The organism is Pseudomonas abieticivorans, assembly GCF_023509015.1.
Lineage (GTDB): Bacteria > Pseudomonadota > Gammaproteobacteria > Pseudomonadales > Pseudomonadaceae > Aquipseudomonas > Aquipseudomonas abieticivorans.
In genome coordinates this window covers 4,079,201-4,097,206 of the sequence record NZ_CP094975.1, presented here as the reverse complement: position 1 = coordinate 4,097,206, position 18,006 = coordinate 4,079,201, and the positions used below count along the sequence as shown (strand labels likewise).

Sequence of the window (18,006 nt, the reverse complement as noted above, 5' to 3'; positions counted from 1 at the left end):
CTTGCGGACGCCATCGCAGGCAAGCCTTGCTCCCACAAGTTCAGGTAATCCGCTCTTGTGGGAGCGAGGCTTGCCCGCGACGGGCCCCCTGAGCCTTACAGTTCTACTTTAACCGCCTGGGATGCACGGGTGGCCTTGGAGCGTGCGGCGTCGATCGACTCGTCACGCGCCAGGGCAACACCCATGCGGCGCTGGCCGGCGACTTCTGGCTTGCCAAACAGGCGCAAGGCGGTGTCCGGCTCGCTCAAGGCGGCGCCCAGGTTGGCGAAGGCGGTTTGCGTGGAGTTGCCTTCCACCAGGATCACCGCCGAGGCCGATGGGCCGAACTGGCGGATCAGCGGGATCGGCAGGCCGAGGATGGCGCGGGCGTGCAGGGCAAACTGCGACAGGTCCTGCGAGATCAGCGTGACCAGGCCGGTGTCATGCGGGCGTGGCGAGACTTCGCTGAACCACACCTGGTCACCCTTGATGAATAATTCCACGCCAAACAGGCCACGCCCCCCCAAGGCTTCGGTCACAGCCTTGGCCACGCGCTCGGACTCGGCCAAGGCCACTGGGCTCATGGCTTGCGGCTGCCAGGATTCCTGATAGTCGCCCTTCTCCTGGCGATGGCCGACCGGCGCGCAGAAGGTGGTGCCACCGATGTGACGAACGGTCAGCAGGGTGATCTCGTAGTCGAAGTCGATAAAGCCTTCGATGATGACCCGGCCTTTACCGGCACGGCCGCCTTCCTGGGCGTAATCCCAAGCCTTTTGCACGTCATCGACGCTTTTGAGCAGGCTCTGGCCCTTGCCCGACGAGCTCATCACCGGCTTGACCACACAGGGGAAGCCCAAGTCGTCGACGGCCTTGCGGTAGTCTTCGAAGGTGTCGGCAAAGTGGTACGGCGAGGTCGGCAGGTCCAGCTCTTCGGCAGCCAGGCGGCGGATGCCTTCGCGGTTCATGGTCAACTGGGCGGCGCGAGCAGTCGGGATCACCGTGAAACCTTCGCTTTCCAGCTCCACCAGGGTGGCGGTGGCGATGGCTTCGATTTCCGGAACGATGAAGTGCGGTTTCTCGGCCTCGATCACTGCGCGCAGGGCCGCACCGTCGAGCATGTTGATCACATGGCTGCGATGGGCAACCTGCATGGCCGGCGCATTGGCATAACGGTCCACGGCAATGACTTCAACGCCCAGGCGCTGCAGTTCAATGACCACTTCCTTGCCAAGCTCGCCGCAGCCACACAGCAATACGCGCGTCGCGGTGGGCGACAATGGAGTTCCGATACGGGTCATTTCAGGTCCTCAGGGGAACGGATGATCGAGGGCCGCCCAGCGTGCAGCCCACCAAGGGGCGGCATTTTACATCAATCAGCCGGCCACTGCGCTGCGGCGAGCGCGCCAGGCCATCGCCAGCCACACGCAGGTCACGCCGGCGAACTTGGAGGCCAGGGCGGTGAGGATCACCGGCGCCGTGAAGGCGTCGATCATGCCGAAGAAAATGAAGGTGTCCAACGGGATGCTCAGCGCCGAGCTGATCCACAGGCGGTCATGCAGCGGGCGCTTGGTAATGGTGAACACCAGCCAGTCGATCAGCTCGGAGGTACCAAACGCCACGGCGCTGGCCAGGGCGATGGCAGGGTCGGAGGTGACGTAGGACAGTACCAGCGCCACCAGCATAGCGATGAACGCGCCATGGCCGAAGCGGGTTTGCACCATGTCGCGCAGGATAAACACCAGCCCGCCCCAGGCCGACCAGATGATGTCCAAGTGCGGCGCGGCAGAGAAGGCGAAGTTGATCAGCACGACGCTGGCAATGTAGGCGGTGAGGAACAGCATGGGAACTCGGCGTAAAAATTGAGAGGGGATAACTTTTCGCGGATAAATCCGCTCCTACACGCTCAGGAGCGGATCTATCCGCAAAAGGAACACAGCAGATTACGACCCTACGGAAAACAGCATGCCGCTGGCCTTCGCGCGCTCGTAGCACAACACCAGCACCTGGCGGCGCTCGATATTGTCCATGCGGCCCCAGCGGGTGATTTCGTCGGCGGTGCGCTGGCAGCCGGTGCAGATATCGTCGTCATCCAGTGCGCACACTTGCACGCAGGGCGAGGCGACGGGGCGTTCGCTGGTCATCAGTCTTCCTGTACGGCCAAATCCCGCGCATAGCGCTGGGCATTGTGAACATAGTGGGCGGCGCTGGCTTCAAGCATCTGCTTCTGGGGCTCGGTCAGCTCGCGGACGATCTTGCCCGGCGAACCCATTACCAACGACCCGTCGGGGATCTCCTTGCCTTCGGCGATGAGCGCGTTGGCGCCGATGATGCAGTGCTTGCCGATTTTCGCGCCGTTGAGGATCACCGCATTGATACCGATCAGGCTGTAATCGCCCACCGTGCACCCATGCAGCATCGCGTTATGGCCAATGGTAACACCCTTGCCGATGGTCAGCGGGATGCCTGCGTCGGTGTGCATCACCGTGCCGTCCTGCACGTTGCTGTTCTCGCCGATGTCGATCAGTTCGTTGTCGCCGCGCAGCACCGCGCCAAACCACACGCTGGCACCGGCCTGCAAACGCACCTTGCCGATCAGCGTGGCGTTGGGTGCGGCCCAACTGGTGGGGTGGGTTTCGACGCGAAAGTCGCCCAAACGGTATTTCATCGGCACATCCTCAGGGTCAGGCGGATCAAGGCGGCTCGAAGCTCCGCTCAAATTGAAGTGAAATGCTCAGGGGGCCGGTGCAGGCTGATGTCGGCGTCGTACACCAGGTTGATCAGCTCCACGATCATGATCGCCGACAACCCCCAGATCTTGTACTCGCCAAACCGATAGCTGGGCACATACCAACTGCGGCCCTGGTAGTCGATGCGATGGGTGTGCTCGCGCGGGTCCTGGCGGAAGAACTCCAGTGGCACGCTGAACACTGCGGCGATCTCGGCATCGTTGGCACGGTATTCGACAAAATCGGGAATCAGGCCGACGAAGGGCGTTACCTTCAGGCCATGCTTGGAAATCAGCGGGCTGAGCGGCCCGATGATTTCGACCAGCCCGGGCGGCAGGCCGATTTCTTCTTCGGCTTCGCGCAGGGCGGTGAACACCAGGTCCGGGTCTTCGGGGTCGCGGCGCCCGCCAGGGAAGGCCACCTCGCCGCCATGGGTAGACAGGCCCGAGGCGCGCAAGGTCAGCACCAACTCCGGCGACTCGCTGCGGGTGATGGGCAACAGTACGGCAGCCTCGGGGAAACGCTTGTCGGTCTCCAGGTTACGCGGCGTGTGGCTGCTCACTCGGCGAAGTAGCTCGTCCAGCATGGGATCTCTCATTGTTCTGCCTACCCTGCATCATGCACCAAAGCCGCTCCCTTGCCCAACCCCTGCGCATGCAATCGACGGCTTGCGAATCAAGGGGTATAGGCGCCAAGATAGGTCGAGCGTTCAGGAAGCCCGACATGAAATTCTGCAACCAGTGCGGCAACCCCGTAGACCAGCGCATCCCCCAGGGCGATACGCGCCTGCGCTATGTGTGCGGCACCTGTGAAGTCATTCACTATCAAAACCCCAATATAGTCGCCGGTTGCATCCCCGTGTGGGGCGAGCAGGTGTTGTTGTGCCGCCGCGCCATCGAACCGCGCCTGGGCTACTGGACCTTGCCCGCAGGTTTCATGGAAAACGGCGAGACCCTGGCGCAGGCCGCCGCCCGTGAAACCGACGAAGAGGCCTGCGCGCGCGTGCGCGACCTGCACCTGTACACCCTGTTCGACCTGCCGCACATCAGCCAGGTGCACGTGTTCTTTCGCGCGCAGCTTGCCGACATTGACTTTGCCGTGGGCGAAGAAAGCCTGGAAGTGCGGCTGTTTCACCAAAGCGAGATCCCTTGGGCGCAGCTGGCTTTCCCAACGGTGGGGCGTACCTTAGAATGTTACTTCGCCGACCGGCTGGAACAGCACTACCCGGTGCGCAATGAATTTCTGGGCCCCCTGCTGGCCATCAAGCCGCAGCCCTGACACAGACAGACTTAATTTACCTGCAGGATTGATCGTTAACATGCGTTGGTTGCTCGCCTTTTTCTGTCTGTCGTTTGCGTCGCTGTCTTCGGCTGCGTTCACCCAAACCATCGTCACCAAGCCCCTGTCCCAGGTGCCCGCTGCCGTGACCCCGGCCCTGCCACCTTTGGACCAGGCGCAGATCGACAAGGTGCTGGTGCTCAAGTCCAGCCGCCAACTGCAACTGATCAGCCACGGCCAGCCACTCAAGAGCTACCGCATCTCCCTGGGTAAGCAACCGCGTGGCACCAAGGAGCACGAAGGCGACCGCCGCACCCCAGAGGGTTTCTACTGGCTGGACTGGCGCAAGGTGAGCGACCGCTTCAACCTGGCCATCCACGTGTCGTACCCCAACATCGGCGACGCCGCCCGCGCCCGCCGCGAAGGCGTGGACCCGGGCGGCATGATCATGATCCACGGCACGCCGATCAACGATGAATACCCGGAGTGGTACTTTAATACGCTGGATTGGACCGATGGCTGCATTGCCATGAAAAACGGCGACATGCAGGAGGTGTGGAGCCTGGTGAAGGATGGGACGATGATTGAGATTCGGCCTTGACCTGATAGACCTAGGCGTACGCTTCGCGGATAAATCCGCTCCTACAGAGTGGTAGTGTTCCTGTAGGACTTAACCGCGAAAAGGCTACCGCAGCGGCTCAGGCCAACGGGCAATGCTCACAATGCCCCACCCACTCCACCTTGTACGCCAGGCAGCACGCACGCCGCTGACGCGCGCCATCGGCCTTGTACCGTACCGGCGCGTATAAAGGATTAATCCGCCCATCCGCAGAGCGCCGCGATTCCAGCAAAGCCTGCGCCGGTGCAACGTTGAGCCCCAAAGCCTGCAGCCGCCGCACATTCAACTCCAGGTAATCCCCGGCATTGCCCCACAGCACCGCAGGCGGCACCTCGCCGTAGGCACTCAGCTGCTCGATGAACGGTCGCAGGTTGGCTTGCACCCAAGGCTCCAGCGACTCATCCGCCGCCCCCGGCTCGCCAGCGTGCAGCAAAACAATCGCCTTGGGCAAGCCGCGCTCATCCAGCACCATGCCGATTTCATCCAGCGCCAAAGGCAAATACCAGCCGTAGGCTAACTGCGACACCAGCATCGCCGGCAGCCAGTGCATGAAGTAGTACTTGGCCCACTGCGACACCAGCACGGGCTTCTGGCTGGGCATCAGGTCCGGGCCGTAGATGTCGATCAACATGACGTCCAGGCGCGTCGGTTGCAGCAATTGGGGCAAGGGTTCAAACGGTTGATCGTCAACCAGTGGCAGCAACCCGCCCATGAACGAGGCATACGGGCCCGCTTGCCAATCCGGCCAGGGGCTCATGCGTCCTCCTGCCGGCGCGGCCAGACCAAGGTGAAGCACGCGCCGCCCAGTTGCTTGCCGTGGCTGATCGATACCCGGCCGTTATGCCAGTGAATGATGCGCCGCACGATCGACAGCCCCAAGCCGTGCCCACCCGAGGCGCGGGTGCGGCTGTCGTCCAGGCGGGTGAACGGCGTGAAGAGTTTTTCCCAAGCGGTTTCCGGCACGCCCGGGCCATCGTCCTCGACGTCGATGCGACAACGCTGCAAACCGATGCGAAAGCTCAAAGTGACCTGGCTTTCAGCATGGCGCAGGGCATTGCTCACCAGGTTCTGCACGGCCCGGTGCAGGTAGCGCGGCGCCGCCTCCACCCAAGCGCCATCATCACTGGCGTGCACGCAGCTGCCGCGCTGCACGCGCACGCCAGGGCGCAGCGGCGAGAGCTCGGCGATCACCTGGTCGAGCAACGCCTCCAGGTCCACCCGTTGAAAATCCAGCGCCGGGGCATCGCCCTCCAGGCGCGCGTAGGTGAGCATTTCGTCCACCAGCCGGTCCAGGTCCTGGATGTCGCCGTCCATGCCCATCAGGTATTTGTGCCGCGCTTCATCGCTGCGGGCGCTGCCGAGCATCTCCAGGCCAAAGCGCAACCGTGCCACCGGCGTGCGCAGTTCATGGGACACCGCCCGCACCAACTCGCGCTGCATGTTCAGTGAGCGCTGCAAGTGCTCGGCCATGCCATTGAAGGCCGCCGCCAGGCGCCCTACCGAACCGCCCTCGCCGCTCGGCACGCGGGTGTCCAGGTTGCCTTGGGCGATATGAGTGGCGGCGGACTCCAGCACCGATAAACGCCGCTCCAGGCGCCGCACCAACAGGTAGACGATCAAGCCCACCAGGCACAGCCCCAACGCAGCGATCAGCACCAGCAACTGAGGCGGGTATGGGTTCATCTGGTACAGCGGGCCGATTTCCAACACCCATGGGGTGCGGGCGATACCGGCGAACACGCGGATCGAATCGCCATCGCGGCCCAGCGCCATCACCGTGTCGCCCTCGTCCACCCGACGGCGCTGGTCGGTGTCCATGTCGGCGCGCTCCGGGGTCATCAGCCGCACCTCGAAGCCGAAGCCCTTGTCCTGCTTGAGCTGCGCGAGGCGCTGAGGTTGTTCGTTGATGGGGAAGCGCATCAGTTCGTCGGCCAGCAGGTAAATGGTCGCCCGCGCCAGTTGCTCGCTGATCTGCTGCACTTCACCGGTGAGCATCAGCGCTTGCTGGCCAATGCGCCGATAAACCTGCACCGCATGGGGGCCAGTGGGTGTTACCAGCGCCATGCCCTGCAGCACTTGGTTGCGCTGGCCACTGTCCAGGCCGGCGCCTTCCAGCGGCTCGATGCTCAAGGGGATGCCCAGCAAGCGCCCCCACAGGGCCAAGGCGCGCTGGCGTTCGATGGCGTCCATGGGCGCCAGGTTGTCGGCCATTAGGGTCATGGTGCCGTGGGCCAGGCGCTCACGGTATTGCTGGCTGCGATGCTCATTGAGCCAATGCAGGCTGAGGGTCGCCAACACGGCCACCAGCACCATGGCCGCCAGCATGCCGCCATAGATGCGCAGGAAAATCGAGTTCACGGCAGCATCGCCGCGGCAGCCTGCGCCACGAACAGGTAGCCCTTGCCACGGATGGTCTTGATCAGCCGCGGGTGGTCGGGGTCGTCGCCGATGCGCGGGCGAATCCGCGAAATGCGGATGTCGATGGAGCGGTCCTGACCGTCGTAACCGGTGCCGCGCAGGGCCACGAAGATTTCCTCGCGCGACAGGATGCGACCGGCATTGGCCACCAGCAGCCATAAAAGGTCGAACTCGGCACTGGTCAGCTCCACCCCATGGCCGCGCAAGGTGGCCTCGCGCAGCACGCTGTCCACCACCAGCGGGCCATACTGTGCACGGGTTGCCGGCAACGGGCTTTCGCGGCGGCGCAGTAGCGCCTGGATGTGCGCCAGCAATAGGCGCGGCCGTACCGGCTTGCACAGATAGTCGTCGGCGCCGGTGTCCAGCCCCTCGACCTGGTCGAGTTCGTCAGTGCGCGCGGTCAACATCAGGATCGGCCCGGCATAGCCGTCGCGCACCTTGCGGCACACGCTCAGGCCGTCTTCGCCAGGCAGCATCAGGTCGAGTACCACCAGGTCCGGCTGCTCGGCCAGGATACGCTGCACCGCCACGCTGCCGTTGCCTTCGATGGTCACCTGCAAGCCGTTGGCCTGCAGGAACTCGGCGGTTAACTCAGCCAGCCTTTGGTCATCTTCCACGATCAATACTTGCCAGGCGTGGGGCTGCACGGGCACCTCTGCATTCGATGGGATAGGCGGCATTCTAGCAACGCCGGGGCAGGTGCACACGCGGGATTAAAAACGGCTCGGTGAAACGTTTTTTCTGTGGTAGGGTGCGCGCCCGCCGAATTCCAGCAGCCTGTTTTCAGCCGTGAAAATCGATGACAAACGGTCCCGCGCAGGCCAGATAAGGCCTACAAGGGATTCAGGTGTTTCACACACAAATTACCCACAAGTTATCCACAGATCTCAATCTTGCATTACCGCCCCGACCGCACTATCTTGTATCCCCAGCGCGGGAAAACACTACATGTTGGGTTTTGATCAAAAACCCAAGCACAAGTCTGGCGCTAAACTCAAGTCTTGACTCGGCATTTTTTACCCCCCGAGCAAGCGTTTTTTTCATGCCCTGGCGCACACGCGAAAGGCAGCAGTGAAGCGGTACGGGTGTTGCAACGCAGAACGTGCAGGCCTAGCAGTTTTCAACCAGGGATGGGATTTCGAAGAAGCCTATTCCAGACCATTCGTAACATGAACACCCGGCGATCCGGGGGGTGTGACAACGTCGTGCAGCACAGGGCCCCAGTCAATGGCGTGCCCCGTTGCCACGTTCTTGTGCCACAGGTCGCCCGGTGCGCTGCTTCGAGATGGAACGGTAGGCACCCCCATGGTGCCTAAACAAACATTAAGAATGTGGAGACACAGATGCAAACCGACACAACTCGCGAGAACCCGCAAGGCCAGGTGCCCCAGGCAACAGACTCCAACCAGGATCTGAACGCCACCGCGCCCGGTCAATTGCGTGTGATCAAGCGTAACGGCACTGTCGTTCCTTACACCGATGACAAGATCACCGTCGCCATCACCAAGGCCTTCCTCGCAGTTGAAGGCGGCACCGCTGCTGCCTCGTCGCGCATCCACGACACCGTGGCGCGCCTGACCGAACAGGTCACTGCCACCTTCAAGCGTCGCATGCCTTCGGGCGGCACCATCCACATCGAAGAAATCCAGGACCAGGTCGAACTGGCGCTGATGCGTGCCGGCGAGCAGAAAGTAGCCCGCGACTACGTGATCTACCGCAACGACCGCTCCAAGGAACGCGCCACCCGCGCCCCGTCCGAAGCCCCGGTCGAAGCCCACCCAAGCATCCGCATCACCCGTGACGACGGCAGCTTCGCGCCGCTGGACATGGGCCGCCTGAACACCATCATCACCGAAGCGTGCGAAGGCCTGGAAGAAGTCGACGGCGACCTGATCCAGCGCGAAACCCTGAAAAACCTCTACGACGGCGTCGCCCTCAAAGACGTCAACACCGCCTTGGTGATGACCGCGCGCACCCTGGTGGAGCGTGAGCCGAACTACTCGTTCGTTACCGCCCGCCTGTTGATGGACACCTTGCGTGCCGAAGGCCTGAGCTTCCTGCAGGTAGCGGACAGCGCCACCCACCACGAAATGGTCGACATGTATGCCAAGGCCCTGCCTGCCTACGTCGCCAAGGGTATCGAATTCGAACTGCTGAACCCGGTGCTGGCCACCTTCGACCTGGAAAAACTGGGCAAGGCGATCAACCACGAGCGCGATCAGCAATTCACCTACCTGGGCCTGCAAACCCTGTACGACCGCTACTTCATCCACAAGGATGGCGTGCGCTTCGAACTGCCACAAATCTTCTTCATGCGCGTGGCCATGGGCCTGGCGATCGAAGAGAAGAACAAAGAAGACCGTGCGATCGAGTTCTACAACCTGTTGTCGTCCTTCGACTACATGTCGTCGACCCCAACCCTGTTCAACGCCGGCACCCTGCGCCCGCAACTGTCCAGCTGCTACCTGACCACCGTGCCAGACGACCTGTCGGGCATCTACGGCGCCATCCACGACAACGCCATGTTGTCCAAATTCGCCGGCGGCCTGGGCAACGACTGGACGCCTGTGCGTGCACTGGGTTCGTACATCAAGGGCACCAACGGCAAGTCGCAAGGCGTCGTGCCGTTCCTGAAAGTGGTGAACGACACCGCCGTCGCGGTCAACCAGGGCGGCAAGCGCAAAGGCGCCGTGTGCGCCTACCTGGAAACCTGGCACCTGGACATCGAAGAATTCATCGAGCTGCGTAAAAACACCGGTGACGATCGCCGTCGTACCCACGACATGAACACGGCCAACTGGATCCCCGACCTGTTCATGAAGCGCGTCTTCGATGACGGCAAGTGGACCCTGTTCTCGCCCAACGAAGTGCCTGATCTGCACGACCTGACCGGCAAGGCTTTCGAAGAGCGCTACGAGTACTACGAAGCCCTGACCGAGTACAACAAGATCAAGGTGTTCAAAACCATCCAGGCCAAAGACCTGTGGCGTAAAATGCTGTCCATGCTGTTTGAAACCGGCCACCCATGGCTGACCTTCAAAGACCCGTGCAACCTGCGCTCCCCGCAGCAGCACGTGGGTGTGGTCCACAGCTCGAACCTGTGCACCGAGATCACCTTGAACACCAACAAGGACGAGATCGCCGTTTGCAACCTGGGCTCGATCAACCTGCCGAACCACATCGTGAACGGCAAGCTGGACACCGCCAAGCTTGAGCGCACCGTGAACACCGCAGTACGCATGCTCGATAACGTCATCGACATCAACTACTACTCGGTGCCACAGGCCAAGAACTCCAACTTCAAGCACCGCCCGGTGGGCTTGGGCATCATGGGCTTCCAGGACGCCCTGTACCTGCAGCACATCCCGTACGGCTCGGACGCTGCCGTCGAGTTCGCCGACAAGTCGATGGAAGCGGTCAGCTACTTCGCCATCCAGGCTTCTTGCGACCTGGCCGACGAGCGCGGCGCCTACGAGACGTTCCAGGGTTCGCTGTGGTCCAAAGGCATCTTGCCACTGGACTCGCAACAGATCCTGATCGAAGCCCGTGGCCAGAAGTACATCGATGTGGACCTCAACGAATCCCTGGACTGGGCGCCGGTACGTGCCCGCGTTCAGAAGGGTATTCGTAACTCCAACATCATGGCCATCGCACCGACCGCCACCATCGCCAACATTACTGGCGTATCGCAGTCGATCGAACCGACTTACCAGAACCTGTACGTGAAATCGAACCTGTCGGGCGAATTCACCGTGATCAACCCCTACCTGGTTCGCGACCTGAAAGCCCGCGGCCTGTGGGACTCGGTCATGATCAACGACCTGAAATACTACGATGGTTCGGTGCAACAGATCGAGCGCATCCCGCAAGAGCTCAAAGACCTCTACGCGACTGCTTTCGAAGTGGACACCAAGTGGATCGTCGACGCCGCCAGCCGTCGCCAGAAGTGGATCGACCAGGCTCAGTCGCTGAACCTGTACATCGCCGGCGCCTCGGGCAAGAAGCTGGACGTGACCTACCGCATGGCTTGGTACCGTGGCCTGAAAACCACCTACTACCTCCGTGCCCTGGCCGCGACCAGCACCGAGAAGTCGACCATCAACACCGGCAAGCTGAACGCCGTGTCGAGCGGCGGCGACACCTCGCCGCATCCAAACCGCCCCGGCCGGCCCAGCGCCCGTGCCAAAAGCGTGCGCGATCGACGAGCCGGATTGCGAAGCTTGCCAGTAAAGCGTAGCTAGCAACACGATAAGGCCAACCTTCGGGTTGGCTTTTTTGTGCCTGCTCGGTAACTGTGCAAGCAAAGCTTGCCCGGTAAACTGTGGGAGCAGAGCTTGCTCGCCAGAGGCCTTTCCCTGCTGGTGCAATACCAAAAACTGCTACCCTCCCGCCTAATCCCGTCGACCTCGTGAAACCTCCCATGGTCAAAACCGCTCGCCCGAAAAAAAGTCCGCCAAACCTGCTGGTTTTGCACATTGAACTGCAGGCCACCGAACCCGACGGCCTCCTGCCGATTAACAATCAAGCCCGCAAAACCCTGACCAAGGCCCTCAGCGGCACCAAGGCCTTCGACTACCTGTACGACTTCGGCGACGGCTGGGAACACCGCATTACCGTCGAAACCACCATCCCTGCTCCACCTCGCAAACGCGTGCCCTACTGTATCGAAGGCGCCAACGCCTGCCCGCCGGAAGACGTGGGTGGCCCACACGGCTACGAAGACTTTCGCGCCGCAATGACAGACTACAACCACCCTCGCTTTCATGACGCTCAAGACTGGTACGGCCCATGGCTGTTCAACCCGGAGCGGTTCAATCTGCGCGAAACCAACGAATACCTCAGGGACCTGCTGCCCTAACTCGCGCGGTGTAGCCGCTGCTGCCAGCCTGCGCTGGCAGGCACAGGCCGCTACACCCCCTGTGAGACCGGACGAAGCTTGGAAAACACCTACAATCTACACACCCAACCCCGCCGCGCCCTATCGCCGCATCGTTAGAAACTTCTCGCAAACAACCTTGCGATCCCGCCCCCAAAACACTATATTTAGTGCCTACAAACGACCGTTAACACCACATACGCGATTCATACGCGTATCCAGGCAAAATCTGTTTGCAAATCAAGGGCCCCAAAAAGCCCCACCCTAAATAGCGAATTGATTGCGCTACGATGAACACGGACGCTGCAATATTCCGTATAATCGCATCCCCCAACATAGGGCAAAAACCATGATGACTTGCGTACCTGATTTCGGCCTCAACCCCGCCGTTCCTCGCAAGCGTCACTGCTGATTCCGATCATCCGCAGCGGTTGCCGCGAAACGTAGCAACTGGGCAAATCCGAACCCATTAGAAATGCTGTCCGTCGAGCCTTCGTGCGCTAAACGGCCAACGGCAACCTCATCTTAAAATCCAAACGGTCACCCCCGCGTGACCCTCGAGCAGGAGCCTCATCACCATGCTGAGCTGGGACGAATTCGACAAAGAAGACGCAGCAGAACCCGCCAAAGGCGCAAACGCTGGCCACGCCAGCGAAGCGGCCATGGACAAACTCGACAGCGCCGGTGCCGGTGCTGCCCAGGAAGCCCGTGCCGTCACCGCCAATGACTCTGCCGCGATCATCAAGGCCAAGGCCGCCCTCGACAAACTCGACGTCGCCGAAGGCCTGGCCGAGCTCGAAGGCTCCGCGGCCCGTGTCGCCGTTGACGAAAAGCGCATGATCAACTGCCGCGCCGACCTCAACCAACTCGTACCCTTCAAGTACGACTGGGCCTGGCAGAAGTACCTGGACGGCTGCGCCAACCACTGGATGCCGCAAGAGGTCAACATGACCGCCGACATCGCCGTGTGGCGCAACCCCGAAGGCCTGACCGACGACGAACGTCGCATCGTGATGCGCAACCTGGGCTTCTTCAGCACCGCCGACTCCCTGGTTGCCAACAACCTGGCGCTGGCCGTGTACCGCCTGATCACCAATCCGGAGTGCCGCCAGTACATCCTGCGCCAGGCCTTCGAAGAAGCGATCCACACCCACGCCTACCAGTACTGCATCGAATCGCTGGGCATGGATGAAGGCGAAATCTTCAACATGTACCACGAGATCCCATCGGTCGCCAAAAAGGCAGCCTGGGGCCTGAAATACACCCGCGCCATCTCCGACCCGGAATTCAACACCGGCACCGTCGAGACCGACAAAGAGCTGCTGCGCAACCTGATCGCCTACTACTGCGTACTGGAAGGCATCTTCTTCTACTGCGGCTTCACCCAGATCCTTTCCATGGGCCGCCGCAACAAAATGACCGGCGTGGCAGAACAGTTCCAGTACATCCTGCGCGACGAGTCCATGCACCTGAACTTTGGCATCGACGTGATCAACCAGATCAAAATCGAAAACCCGCACCTGTGGGATGCTGAGTTGAAGGAAGAGGCTTCGCAGATGATTCTGCAGGGCACTCAGCTGGAGATCGAATACGCACGTGACACCATGCCTCGCGGCGTGTTGGGCATGAACGCGGCGATGATGGAAGATTACCTGAAGTTTATTGCTAACCGTCGGTTGTCGCAGATTGGGTTGAAGGAAGAGTATCCAGGGACTACTAACCCGTTCCCTTGGATGAGCGAGATTATGGACTTGAAGAAGGAGAAGAACTTCTTTGAGACTCGGGTTATTGAGTATCAGACGGGTGGGGCTTTGAGCTGGGATTGATGTTCAATCTAGCTTAGGTCTTATAAAGGAGGTCGCCGAGAGGCGGCCTTTTTTTTTGCCAATCGATTAGAACCCACATCTGACGGACCGATGACGGCTGAAGCTATCGAGGATGCCTCTGCGGCGTTTAAAAAGGCTCTGATTCGGGCAAATCAACCGTGGTGAAGTGACGATATTTACTGGAAGGATCCTTGAGCATCATAGTAGGTTACTCTATCGTGAATGTGACCAATTCAAATGTCGGAAGCGCTACGCACTAAAACATCTATTAAGGGGAGATCAGTGCGGTCTACAACCGTTCTTAGTACGAAGCTGGAGCGCAGGCTCTTTATGCCCAATACTGGGCCAAGTGTTTCTGCCAAAAAAGACTGGAAATGATCAATATCGCGTATGACAAGTTTCATCATTGACCCTTAAATAGCGACCACAAGATAGGGTTTAATAAACTGATAGGATTCCACCATCGAACTGATGGTAGAGAATGCCAGCAACCCGCCCATGGTGATGTTGAATATCGCTACGGCGCGACCGCTGTTCAACAGCGTTTGAAAGCGCTCGCCGACCAAAGCCCATACGCCTACGCTGGGGATACTGATGATTCCGTAAATCAAGCCAATCAACAAAAAAGTTGAAACATGGCTGCCGCTATTGGTATAGGTGGTGATAGCCCCCATGGTCATGATCCAGGCCTTGGGATTGATCCATTGAAACACCGCCGCGTTGATAAAGCCCATGGGCCGCTCGACTTTACCTTCACCCGTTGCCGCTCCGGCGTTGGCGATCTTCCACGCCAGATACAACAAATAGACAATGCCCACCACCCGCATGGACTCCAACAAAACGGGCGATTGAATCAGAATGCTGCCCAAGCCGAACCCGACCATGGCTACCATCAGGCCAAAGCCAAAGCCAATTCCCACTATATGTGGAATACTCCTTTTAAAGCCGAAATTAACCCCCGATGCGGTTAGCATAAAGTTGTTGGGGCCAGGCGTTACCGAAGTAACAAAAGAATAAATAACAAATGAGATAAGCGTTGCAGCTTCCATAATATCCCCCACCGAGTGAGGCTGCGCCGCAGCGCAGCCCATTACTTATAAGCGACCGAGTCGAGCAAATTGCCAATGCGCTTGAAACCTTCCTGCAACTGCGCCGCATCGCGGGCGTAGGTCACGCGAATTCCTTGGGTATAGCCGAACACTTCTGCCGGCATCACCAGCAACCGTTCTTCGGCCAATAGCCGTTCGGCGAACGCCATGGAGGTCATCGGCAGGTTCAAGTTAAACCAGGCAAATGGCGTATTCTGTGCCGTAATCAGTGTCAGTGAATCCTTGTATTGCTCACTGAAGCTCATTAACTGCGTCAAGCCCGAGGTTAAATATTCGTTATAGCGCGCAATATTGCCAGGCGCATTGTCCAGTGCAGCAATCTAAATATTTTCACACAGCAGTGAATTGGAAACGCTGGTATAACGCTTGTAATTGACCATTTTTTCAATAGTGCTTTTATCGCAAACTGCCCAGCCGATCCGTAACGCAGGCAGGCCGAAAACCTTGGAAAGACCGCTGACCAAATTCGAATCGCTCGCCAGGGAGGCAACCGATTGTTTAAAGTCCGTCAGGTATTCCTCTTCGTTGAGCACGCGAACCCCTCGTGCACTGCAAAGCTCGTGAACCTCGTGCCACTCACGCGGGCTGATGGCCGAACCTATCGGATTACTCGGCGAGTTCAAAATCAGCAGCTTGGTATTGGAGGTAACCGATCGCCTCAACTCATCGATTGGGAAGGGGCTACCCGGCTTCCACGTTAGCATGATGACCATAACGTCCCTGAAGCCATTGCCTGGGATTTTGTGAGTGATGGGCGTTGTGTAATGCTCAAGCGATTGATCATCGATAAGCAACGCCGCACCTGGCTCCAACTCGCAGTTGAACAGCTCAGTTGCTGCTCGCTGACCCACCGGGCGAAGGAGCGTGAGGCCACCGTAAATATTTTTAGCCGCCAGGCTGACGATCAGGAGGTGCTCAAATCCATCACGATGAAACCCTTCCGGAGCGGGCCGACCGATGTCCTCCTCGGACACGGTGATCCGAATCTGATGGCAACCCAGTTCAAGCTTCTGCTGGCCGCCAGGCTCAAAACAGGGGATGGCCGTAACCAGTTGCTGGACAGCGCCTCGTGTGGCAGCCGATAGCGGATCGAATACCCGACTTACGCCGCCCATGTAGGCGTTCAAGCTGGGGGACTGAATAAAATCACAATCTTCCTGCCAGTAGATCTCGTGCCCCACCAGCAAGCCTTGAGAAAAGGCCCGGAACCGGTAGGTATTACCGGGTTTCATGTAGCGATCTTGGCTCAGCGTTTCAAACGAAGCGAACAGCGCCTGGGGAAGGCTGCTGATATCAAACGGCAGTAAACGGTAAGGCGAGTCTTTCAAAACGGCTTCTAGCATCATGCTGACCTTATCCGAATGGTCTAGTTACACCCCCTATTCCTTAGCGATCACCGGCAGCCAGCCGGCAGGACAGGGAAAAATAGTACACCCTCTCAATCATCGCTAGGCTTACAGGCCTGATGGATGAGAGCCGGAGGAATTTACGCAAAGGAGACAACATTGTCTACCCTACCAGAAAAAAGTGTTTTCCGTTGACTTTCCAAACCACCTGAATTAATTTCCGTGCGCCTCAAATAATGCAACGCTTACTCACAACTACAACAAACACCCTGAAAATGGAATCTTGCACGCTTGTACAAGGTGCTCAATGGAGCTGTAGATGCTGGTTTCTATCAAAAAAACAATGTTCTCAATGATCCTATATCTGCAACGGTCGACGCGACTGCCAAGCCGCACACGCTTGTGCTTCAGTGGCCTTTACAGGTAGGCATCGAACATATTATTCAGCAATTGGACTTAGATAGTTTTCTCGCGCAAGATGCCAGTTTTTGTCAAGCGCATTGCGCTCAGGTAAAAATACATTGGCGAACGCCTTTACGTCCAACGACACTAATGCGCTGTTCGAAATCCATGCGAGCTTGTACCTTCTTTATTCACTGCATACCTGCCAACCTGAAAACCCCGCTGCATTCAATCAATACAACCCGCACCTCACGACTTTCAGGCTGATGATCGAGTCTGAATGGATGGCCTTTTTAACTCGAGAAGCCCCGCCTATTCAAACCGGCGGCTCCGAGTTGATCGTATCTAACATAACGAGCCTGTGGAAAAACCATCGAGCGTCCCACCACCCGCTGTTTGACTTCTTGGAAACGAATGCAAACCGAGCGCAGATGATTAAGTTTTTTGAATCAGACAGCGCCTTGAACTTGCGCTTCTTCGATTTAATTGCATTAAGCCTAGTAGGTACGCAGGACAGCGCTAGGGCAGAGTTGGTCCAGAATCTCTGGAATGAGTCAGGCATAGCCGCAGAAACAATCCAGTATTACTCAGAGCACATTACAGTCGACGTGGTACACGGGCAGGGCTGGTTAGACAATGTCATCCAACCTACGGTACTGAGAACCCCCAACGCTGAATCGGAAATTCTATTAGGCGCCTGCCTTCGCCTTGCGTCGTGCGCCCGGTATTACGATACCCTGCTGGACACCATCAACGCGCTAGACCTTCCCTGAATCCATTGAAAAACGACCGGTTTCATTCCGGTCTTTTATATCAACGTGATACCATCTGCCACCCTTAATTTTTAGCAGGTGGTACACGTTTGGACAAGCGACAGCACATCCTCGATACCGCCCTGACGCTATTTAACCAGAGCGGTTATCATTCGGTTGGTATAGATTCTATTATCTTGGCAGCCGGCGTTGCGAAAAAAACCTGCTACCGCTATTTCCCTAGCAAGTCCGATCTGATTTGCGAAGTGCTTGAACAACGGCTTGAAGCTTGCCAAATATCCCTGACAGCGTTTGTCATGCCGGCCCACACGCCAATGGCTCGCCTGGAACGGGTTTTTGACTGGCACGCCGAGTGGTTTTTACACCCTGATTTCTTTGGATGCATGTTCGCACTGGCGGCAGCTGAGTTTCCCGATAGAACCAGCCGAATGCATATTATCAGCGCACGTCAAAAGCGTGGGCTGATCGCTTTCGTTCGCGACCTTCTTGTTCCCCTTTGCTCCCATCAGCGCGCCGAACAACTCGCCCCGATACTAGTTATGTTGCTGGACGGCGCGACCCTGGCAGAAAAAATTTTGGGTGAGAAGAACTCCGCGCAAGAGGCGTGGAAAATTGCCGCTCAGTTGCTGACTGAGCCGTGCGGTTGAGAAGCCA

16 protein-coding genes and 2 pseudogenes are annotated in these 18,006 nt (G+C 58.8%); 7 read left to right on the top strand and 11 right to left on the bottom strand.

The annotated features are described in order from the left end of the window. Positions 1-95: 95 nt before the first annotated feature. From purT to L9B60_RS18815, 5 genes are all read right to left on the bottom strand, one after another. Positions 96-1,277: a formate-dependent phosphoribosylglycinamide formyltransferase gene (gene purT / locus L9B60_RS18835; protein ID WP_249672244.1), complete on the bottom strand. Its 1,182-nt coding sequence runs from the start codon at positions 1,275-1,277 to the stop codon at positions 96-98. A 75-nt stretch (positions 1,278-1,352) separates the two neighbouring features. Then, positions 1,353-1,820: a preQ0 transporter gene (locus L9B60_RS18830; RefSeq protein ID WP_249672243.1), complete on the bottom strand. Its 468-nt coding sequence runs from the start codon at positions 1,818-1,820 to the stop codon at positions 1,353-1,355. Positions 1,821-1,919: 99 nt separating this feature from the next. Continuing rightward, positions 1,920-2,123: a DUF1289 domain-containing protein gene (locus L9B60_RS18825; protein ID WP_249679780.1), complete on the bottom strand. Its 204-nt coding sequence runs from the start codon at positions 2,121-2,123 to the stop codon at positions 1,920-1,922. Beyond that, the gene (locus L9B60_RS18820) at positions 2,120-2,644 is read right to left on the bottom strand and encodes a gamma carbonic anhydrase family protein (protein ID WP_249672242.1); all 525 of its coding nucleotides are present in this window, start codon (positions 2,642-2,644) and stop codon (positions 2,120-2,122) included. Before L9B60_RS18820 ends, L9B60_RS18825 begins: the two co-directional genes overlap by 4 nt. A 47-nt stretch (positions 2,645-2,691) precedes the next feature. Beyond that, positions 2,692-3,291, bottom strand: coding sequence for a CoA pyrophosphatase (locus L9B60_RS18815; protein ID WP_249672241.1), 600 nt, complete (start codon positions 3,289-3,291; stop codon positions 2,692-2,694). Positions 3,292-3,428: 137 nt separating this feature from the next. Between L9B60_RS18815 and L9B60_RS18810 the strand changes: the two genes are divergently transcribed. Continuing rightward, positions 3,429-3,983: an NUDIX hydrolase gene (locus L9B60_RS18810; protein WP_249672240.1), complete on the top strand. Its 555-nt coding sequence runs from the start codon at positions 3,429-3,431 to the stop codon at positions 3,981-3,983. A gap of 40 nt (positions 3,984-4,023) precedes the next feature. Continuing rightward, complete coding sequence (locus L9B60_RS18805; RefSeq protein ID WP_249672239.1) at positions 4,024-4,584, top strand: L,D-transpeptidase family protein; 561 nt, start codon at positions 4,024-4,026, stop codon at positions 4,582-4,584. A gap of 97 nt (positions 4,585-4,681) precedes the next feature. Here L9B60_RS18805 and fhuF read toward each other — a convergent pair whose 3' ends face one another. From fhuF to L9B60_RS18790, 3 genes are read right to left on the bottom strand one after another with little or no spacing between them, the layout of a single operon-like run. Beyond that, positions 4,682-5,359, bottom strand: coding sequence for a siderophore-iron reductase FhuF (fhuF, locus tag L9B60_RS18800; protein ID WP_249672238.1), 678 nt, complete (start codon positions 5,357-5,359; stop codon positions 4,682-4,684). After that, the gene (locus tag L9B60_RS18795; protein ID WP_249672237.1) at positions 5,356-6,960 is read right to left on the bottom strand and encodes an ATP-binding protein; all 1,605 of its coding nucleotides are present in this window, start codon (positions 6,958-6,960) and stop codon (positions 5,356-5,358) included. Before L9B60_RS18795 ends, fhuF begins: the two co-directional genes overlap by 4 nt. Further along, complete coding sequence (locus tag L9B60_RS18790) at positions 6,957-7,667, bottom strand: response regulator transcription factor (RefSeq protein WP_283780518.1); 711 nt, start codon at positions 7,665-7,667, stop codon at positions 6,957-6,959. Before L9B60_RS18790 ends, L9B60_RS18795 begins: the two co-directional genes overlap by 4 nt. Before the next feature lie 696 nt (positions 7,668-8,363). Between L9B60_RS18790 and L9B60_RS18785 the strand changes: the two are divergent. The 3 genes and pseudogenes from L9B60_RS18785 (at position 8,364) to L9B60_RS18775 (ending at position 13,722) form a co-directional block, all read left to right on the top strand. Then, positions 8,364-11,250 (top strand): annotated as a pseudogene (locus L9B60_RS18785) (ribonucleoside-diphosphate reductase subunit alpha). 190 nt (positions 11,251-11,440) lie between these two features. Continuing rightward, positions 11,441-11,878 (top strand): plasmid pRiA4b ORF-3 family protein, encoded by a 438-nt coding sequence (locus tag L9B60_RS18780; RefSeq protein ID WP_249672235.1) that lies wholly within the window; start codon positions 11,441-11,443, stop codon positions 11,876-11,878. A 596-nt stretch (positions 11,879-12,474) separates the two neighbouring features. Beyond that, positions 12,475-13,722 (top strand): ribonucleotide-diphosphate reductase subunit beta, encoded by a 1,248-nt coding sequence (locus L9B60_RS18775; protein WP_249672234.1) that lies wholly within the window; start codon positions 12,475-12,477, stop codon positions 13,720-13,722. A gap of 233 nt (positions 13,723-13,955) precedes the next feature. Here L9B60_RS18775 and L9B60_RS30570 read toward each other — a convergent pair whose 3' ends face one another. The 3 genes and pseudogenes from L9B60_RS30570 to L9B60_RS18760 form a co-directional block, all read right to left on the bottom strand. Continuing rightward, positions 13,956-14,126: an Lrp/AsnC ligand binding domain-containing protein gene (locus L9B60_RS30570; RefSeq protein ID WP_369077124.1), complete on the bottom strand. Its 171-nt coding sequence runs from the start codon at positions 14,124-14,126 to the stop codon at positions 13,956-13,958. A gap of 9 nt (positions 14,127-14,135) precedes the next feature. Next, positions 14,136-14,771 carry a LysE family translocator gene (locus L9B60_RS18770; protein WP_249672233.1) on the bottom strand — a complete coding sequence of 212 codons (636 nt, stop codon included), beginning with the start codon at positions 14,769-14,771 and terminating at the stop codon, positions 14,136-14,138. Positions 14,772-14,812: 41 nt separating this feature from the next. Next, positions 14,813-16,174 (bottom strand): annotated as a pseudogene (locus L9B60_RS18760) (2OG-Fe dioxygenase family protein). A gap of 491 nt (positions 16,175-16,665) precedes the next feature. On the opposite strand from L9B60_RS18760, the gene L9B60_RS18755 reads away from it, so the two are divergent. Together L9B60_RS18755 and L9B60_RS18750 are read left to right on the top strand one after the other, a co-directional pair. Then, complete coding sequence (locus L9B60_RS18755) at positions 16,666-17,352, top strand: iron-containing redox enzyme family protein (RefSeq protein WP_249672230.1); 687 nt, start codon at positions 16,666-16,668, stop codon at positions 17,350-17,352. Positions 17,353-17,441: 89 nt separating this feature from the next. Beyond that, complete coding sequence (locus tag L9B60_RS18750) at positions 17,442-17,999, top strand: TetR/AcrR family transcriptional regulator (RefSeq protein ID WP_249672229.1); 558 nt, start codon at positions 17,442-17,444, stop codon at positions 17,997-17,999. Positions 18,000-18,006 lie beyond the last annotated feature (7 nt).

Bases quoted from the DNA above. Each gene is read 5' to 3' on its own strand.
- L9B60_RS18775 (WP_249672234.1), top strand. From the start codon at position 12,475: ATGCTGAGCTGGGACGAATTCGACAAAGAAGACGCAGCAGAACCCGCC.
- L9B60_RS18815 (WP_249672241.1), bottom strand. From the start codon at position 3,291: ATGCTGGACGAGCTACTTCGCCGAGTGAGCAGCCACACGCCGCGTAAC.
- purT (WP_249672244.1), bottom strand. From the start codon at position 1,277: ATGACCCGTATCGGAACTCCATTGTCGCCCACCGCGACGCGCGTATTG.
- fhuF (WP_249672238.1), bottom strand. From the start codon at position 5,359: ATGAGCCCCTGGCCGGATTGGCAAGCGGGCCCGTATGCCTCGTTCATG.
- L9B60_RS18805 (WP_249672239.1), top strand. From the start codon at position 4,024: ATGCGTTGGTTGCTCGCCTTTTTCTGTCTGTCGTTTGCGTCGCTGTCT.
- L9B60_RS18820 (WP_249672242.1), bottom strand. From the start codon at position 2,644: ATGAAATACCGTTTGGGCGACTTTCGCGTCGAAACCCACCCCACCAGT.
- L9B60_RS30570 (WP_369077124.1), bottom strand. From the start codon at position 14,126: ATGAAACTTGTCATACGCGATATTGATCATTTCCAGTCTTTTTTGGCA.
- L9B60_RS18770 (WP_249672233.1), bottom strand. From the start codon at position 14,771: ATGGAAGCTGCAACGCTTATCTCATTTGTTATTTATTCTTTTGTTACT.
- L9B60_RS18830 (WP_249672243.1), bottom strand. From the start codon at position 1,820: ATGCTGTTCCTCACCGCCTACATTGCCAGCGTCGTGCTGATCAACTTC.
- L9B60_RS18780 (WP_249672235.1), top strand. From the start codon at position 11,441: ATGGTCAAAACCGCTCGCCCGAAAAAAAGTCCGCCAAACCTGCTGGTT.
- L9B60_RS18810 (WP_249672240.1), top strand. From the start codon at position 3,429: ATGAAATTCTGCAACCAGTGCGGCAACCCCGTAGACCAGCGCATCCCC.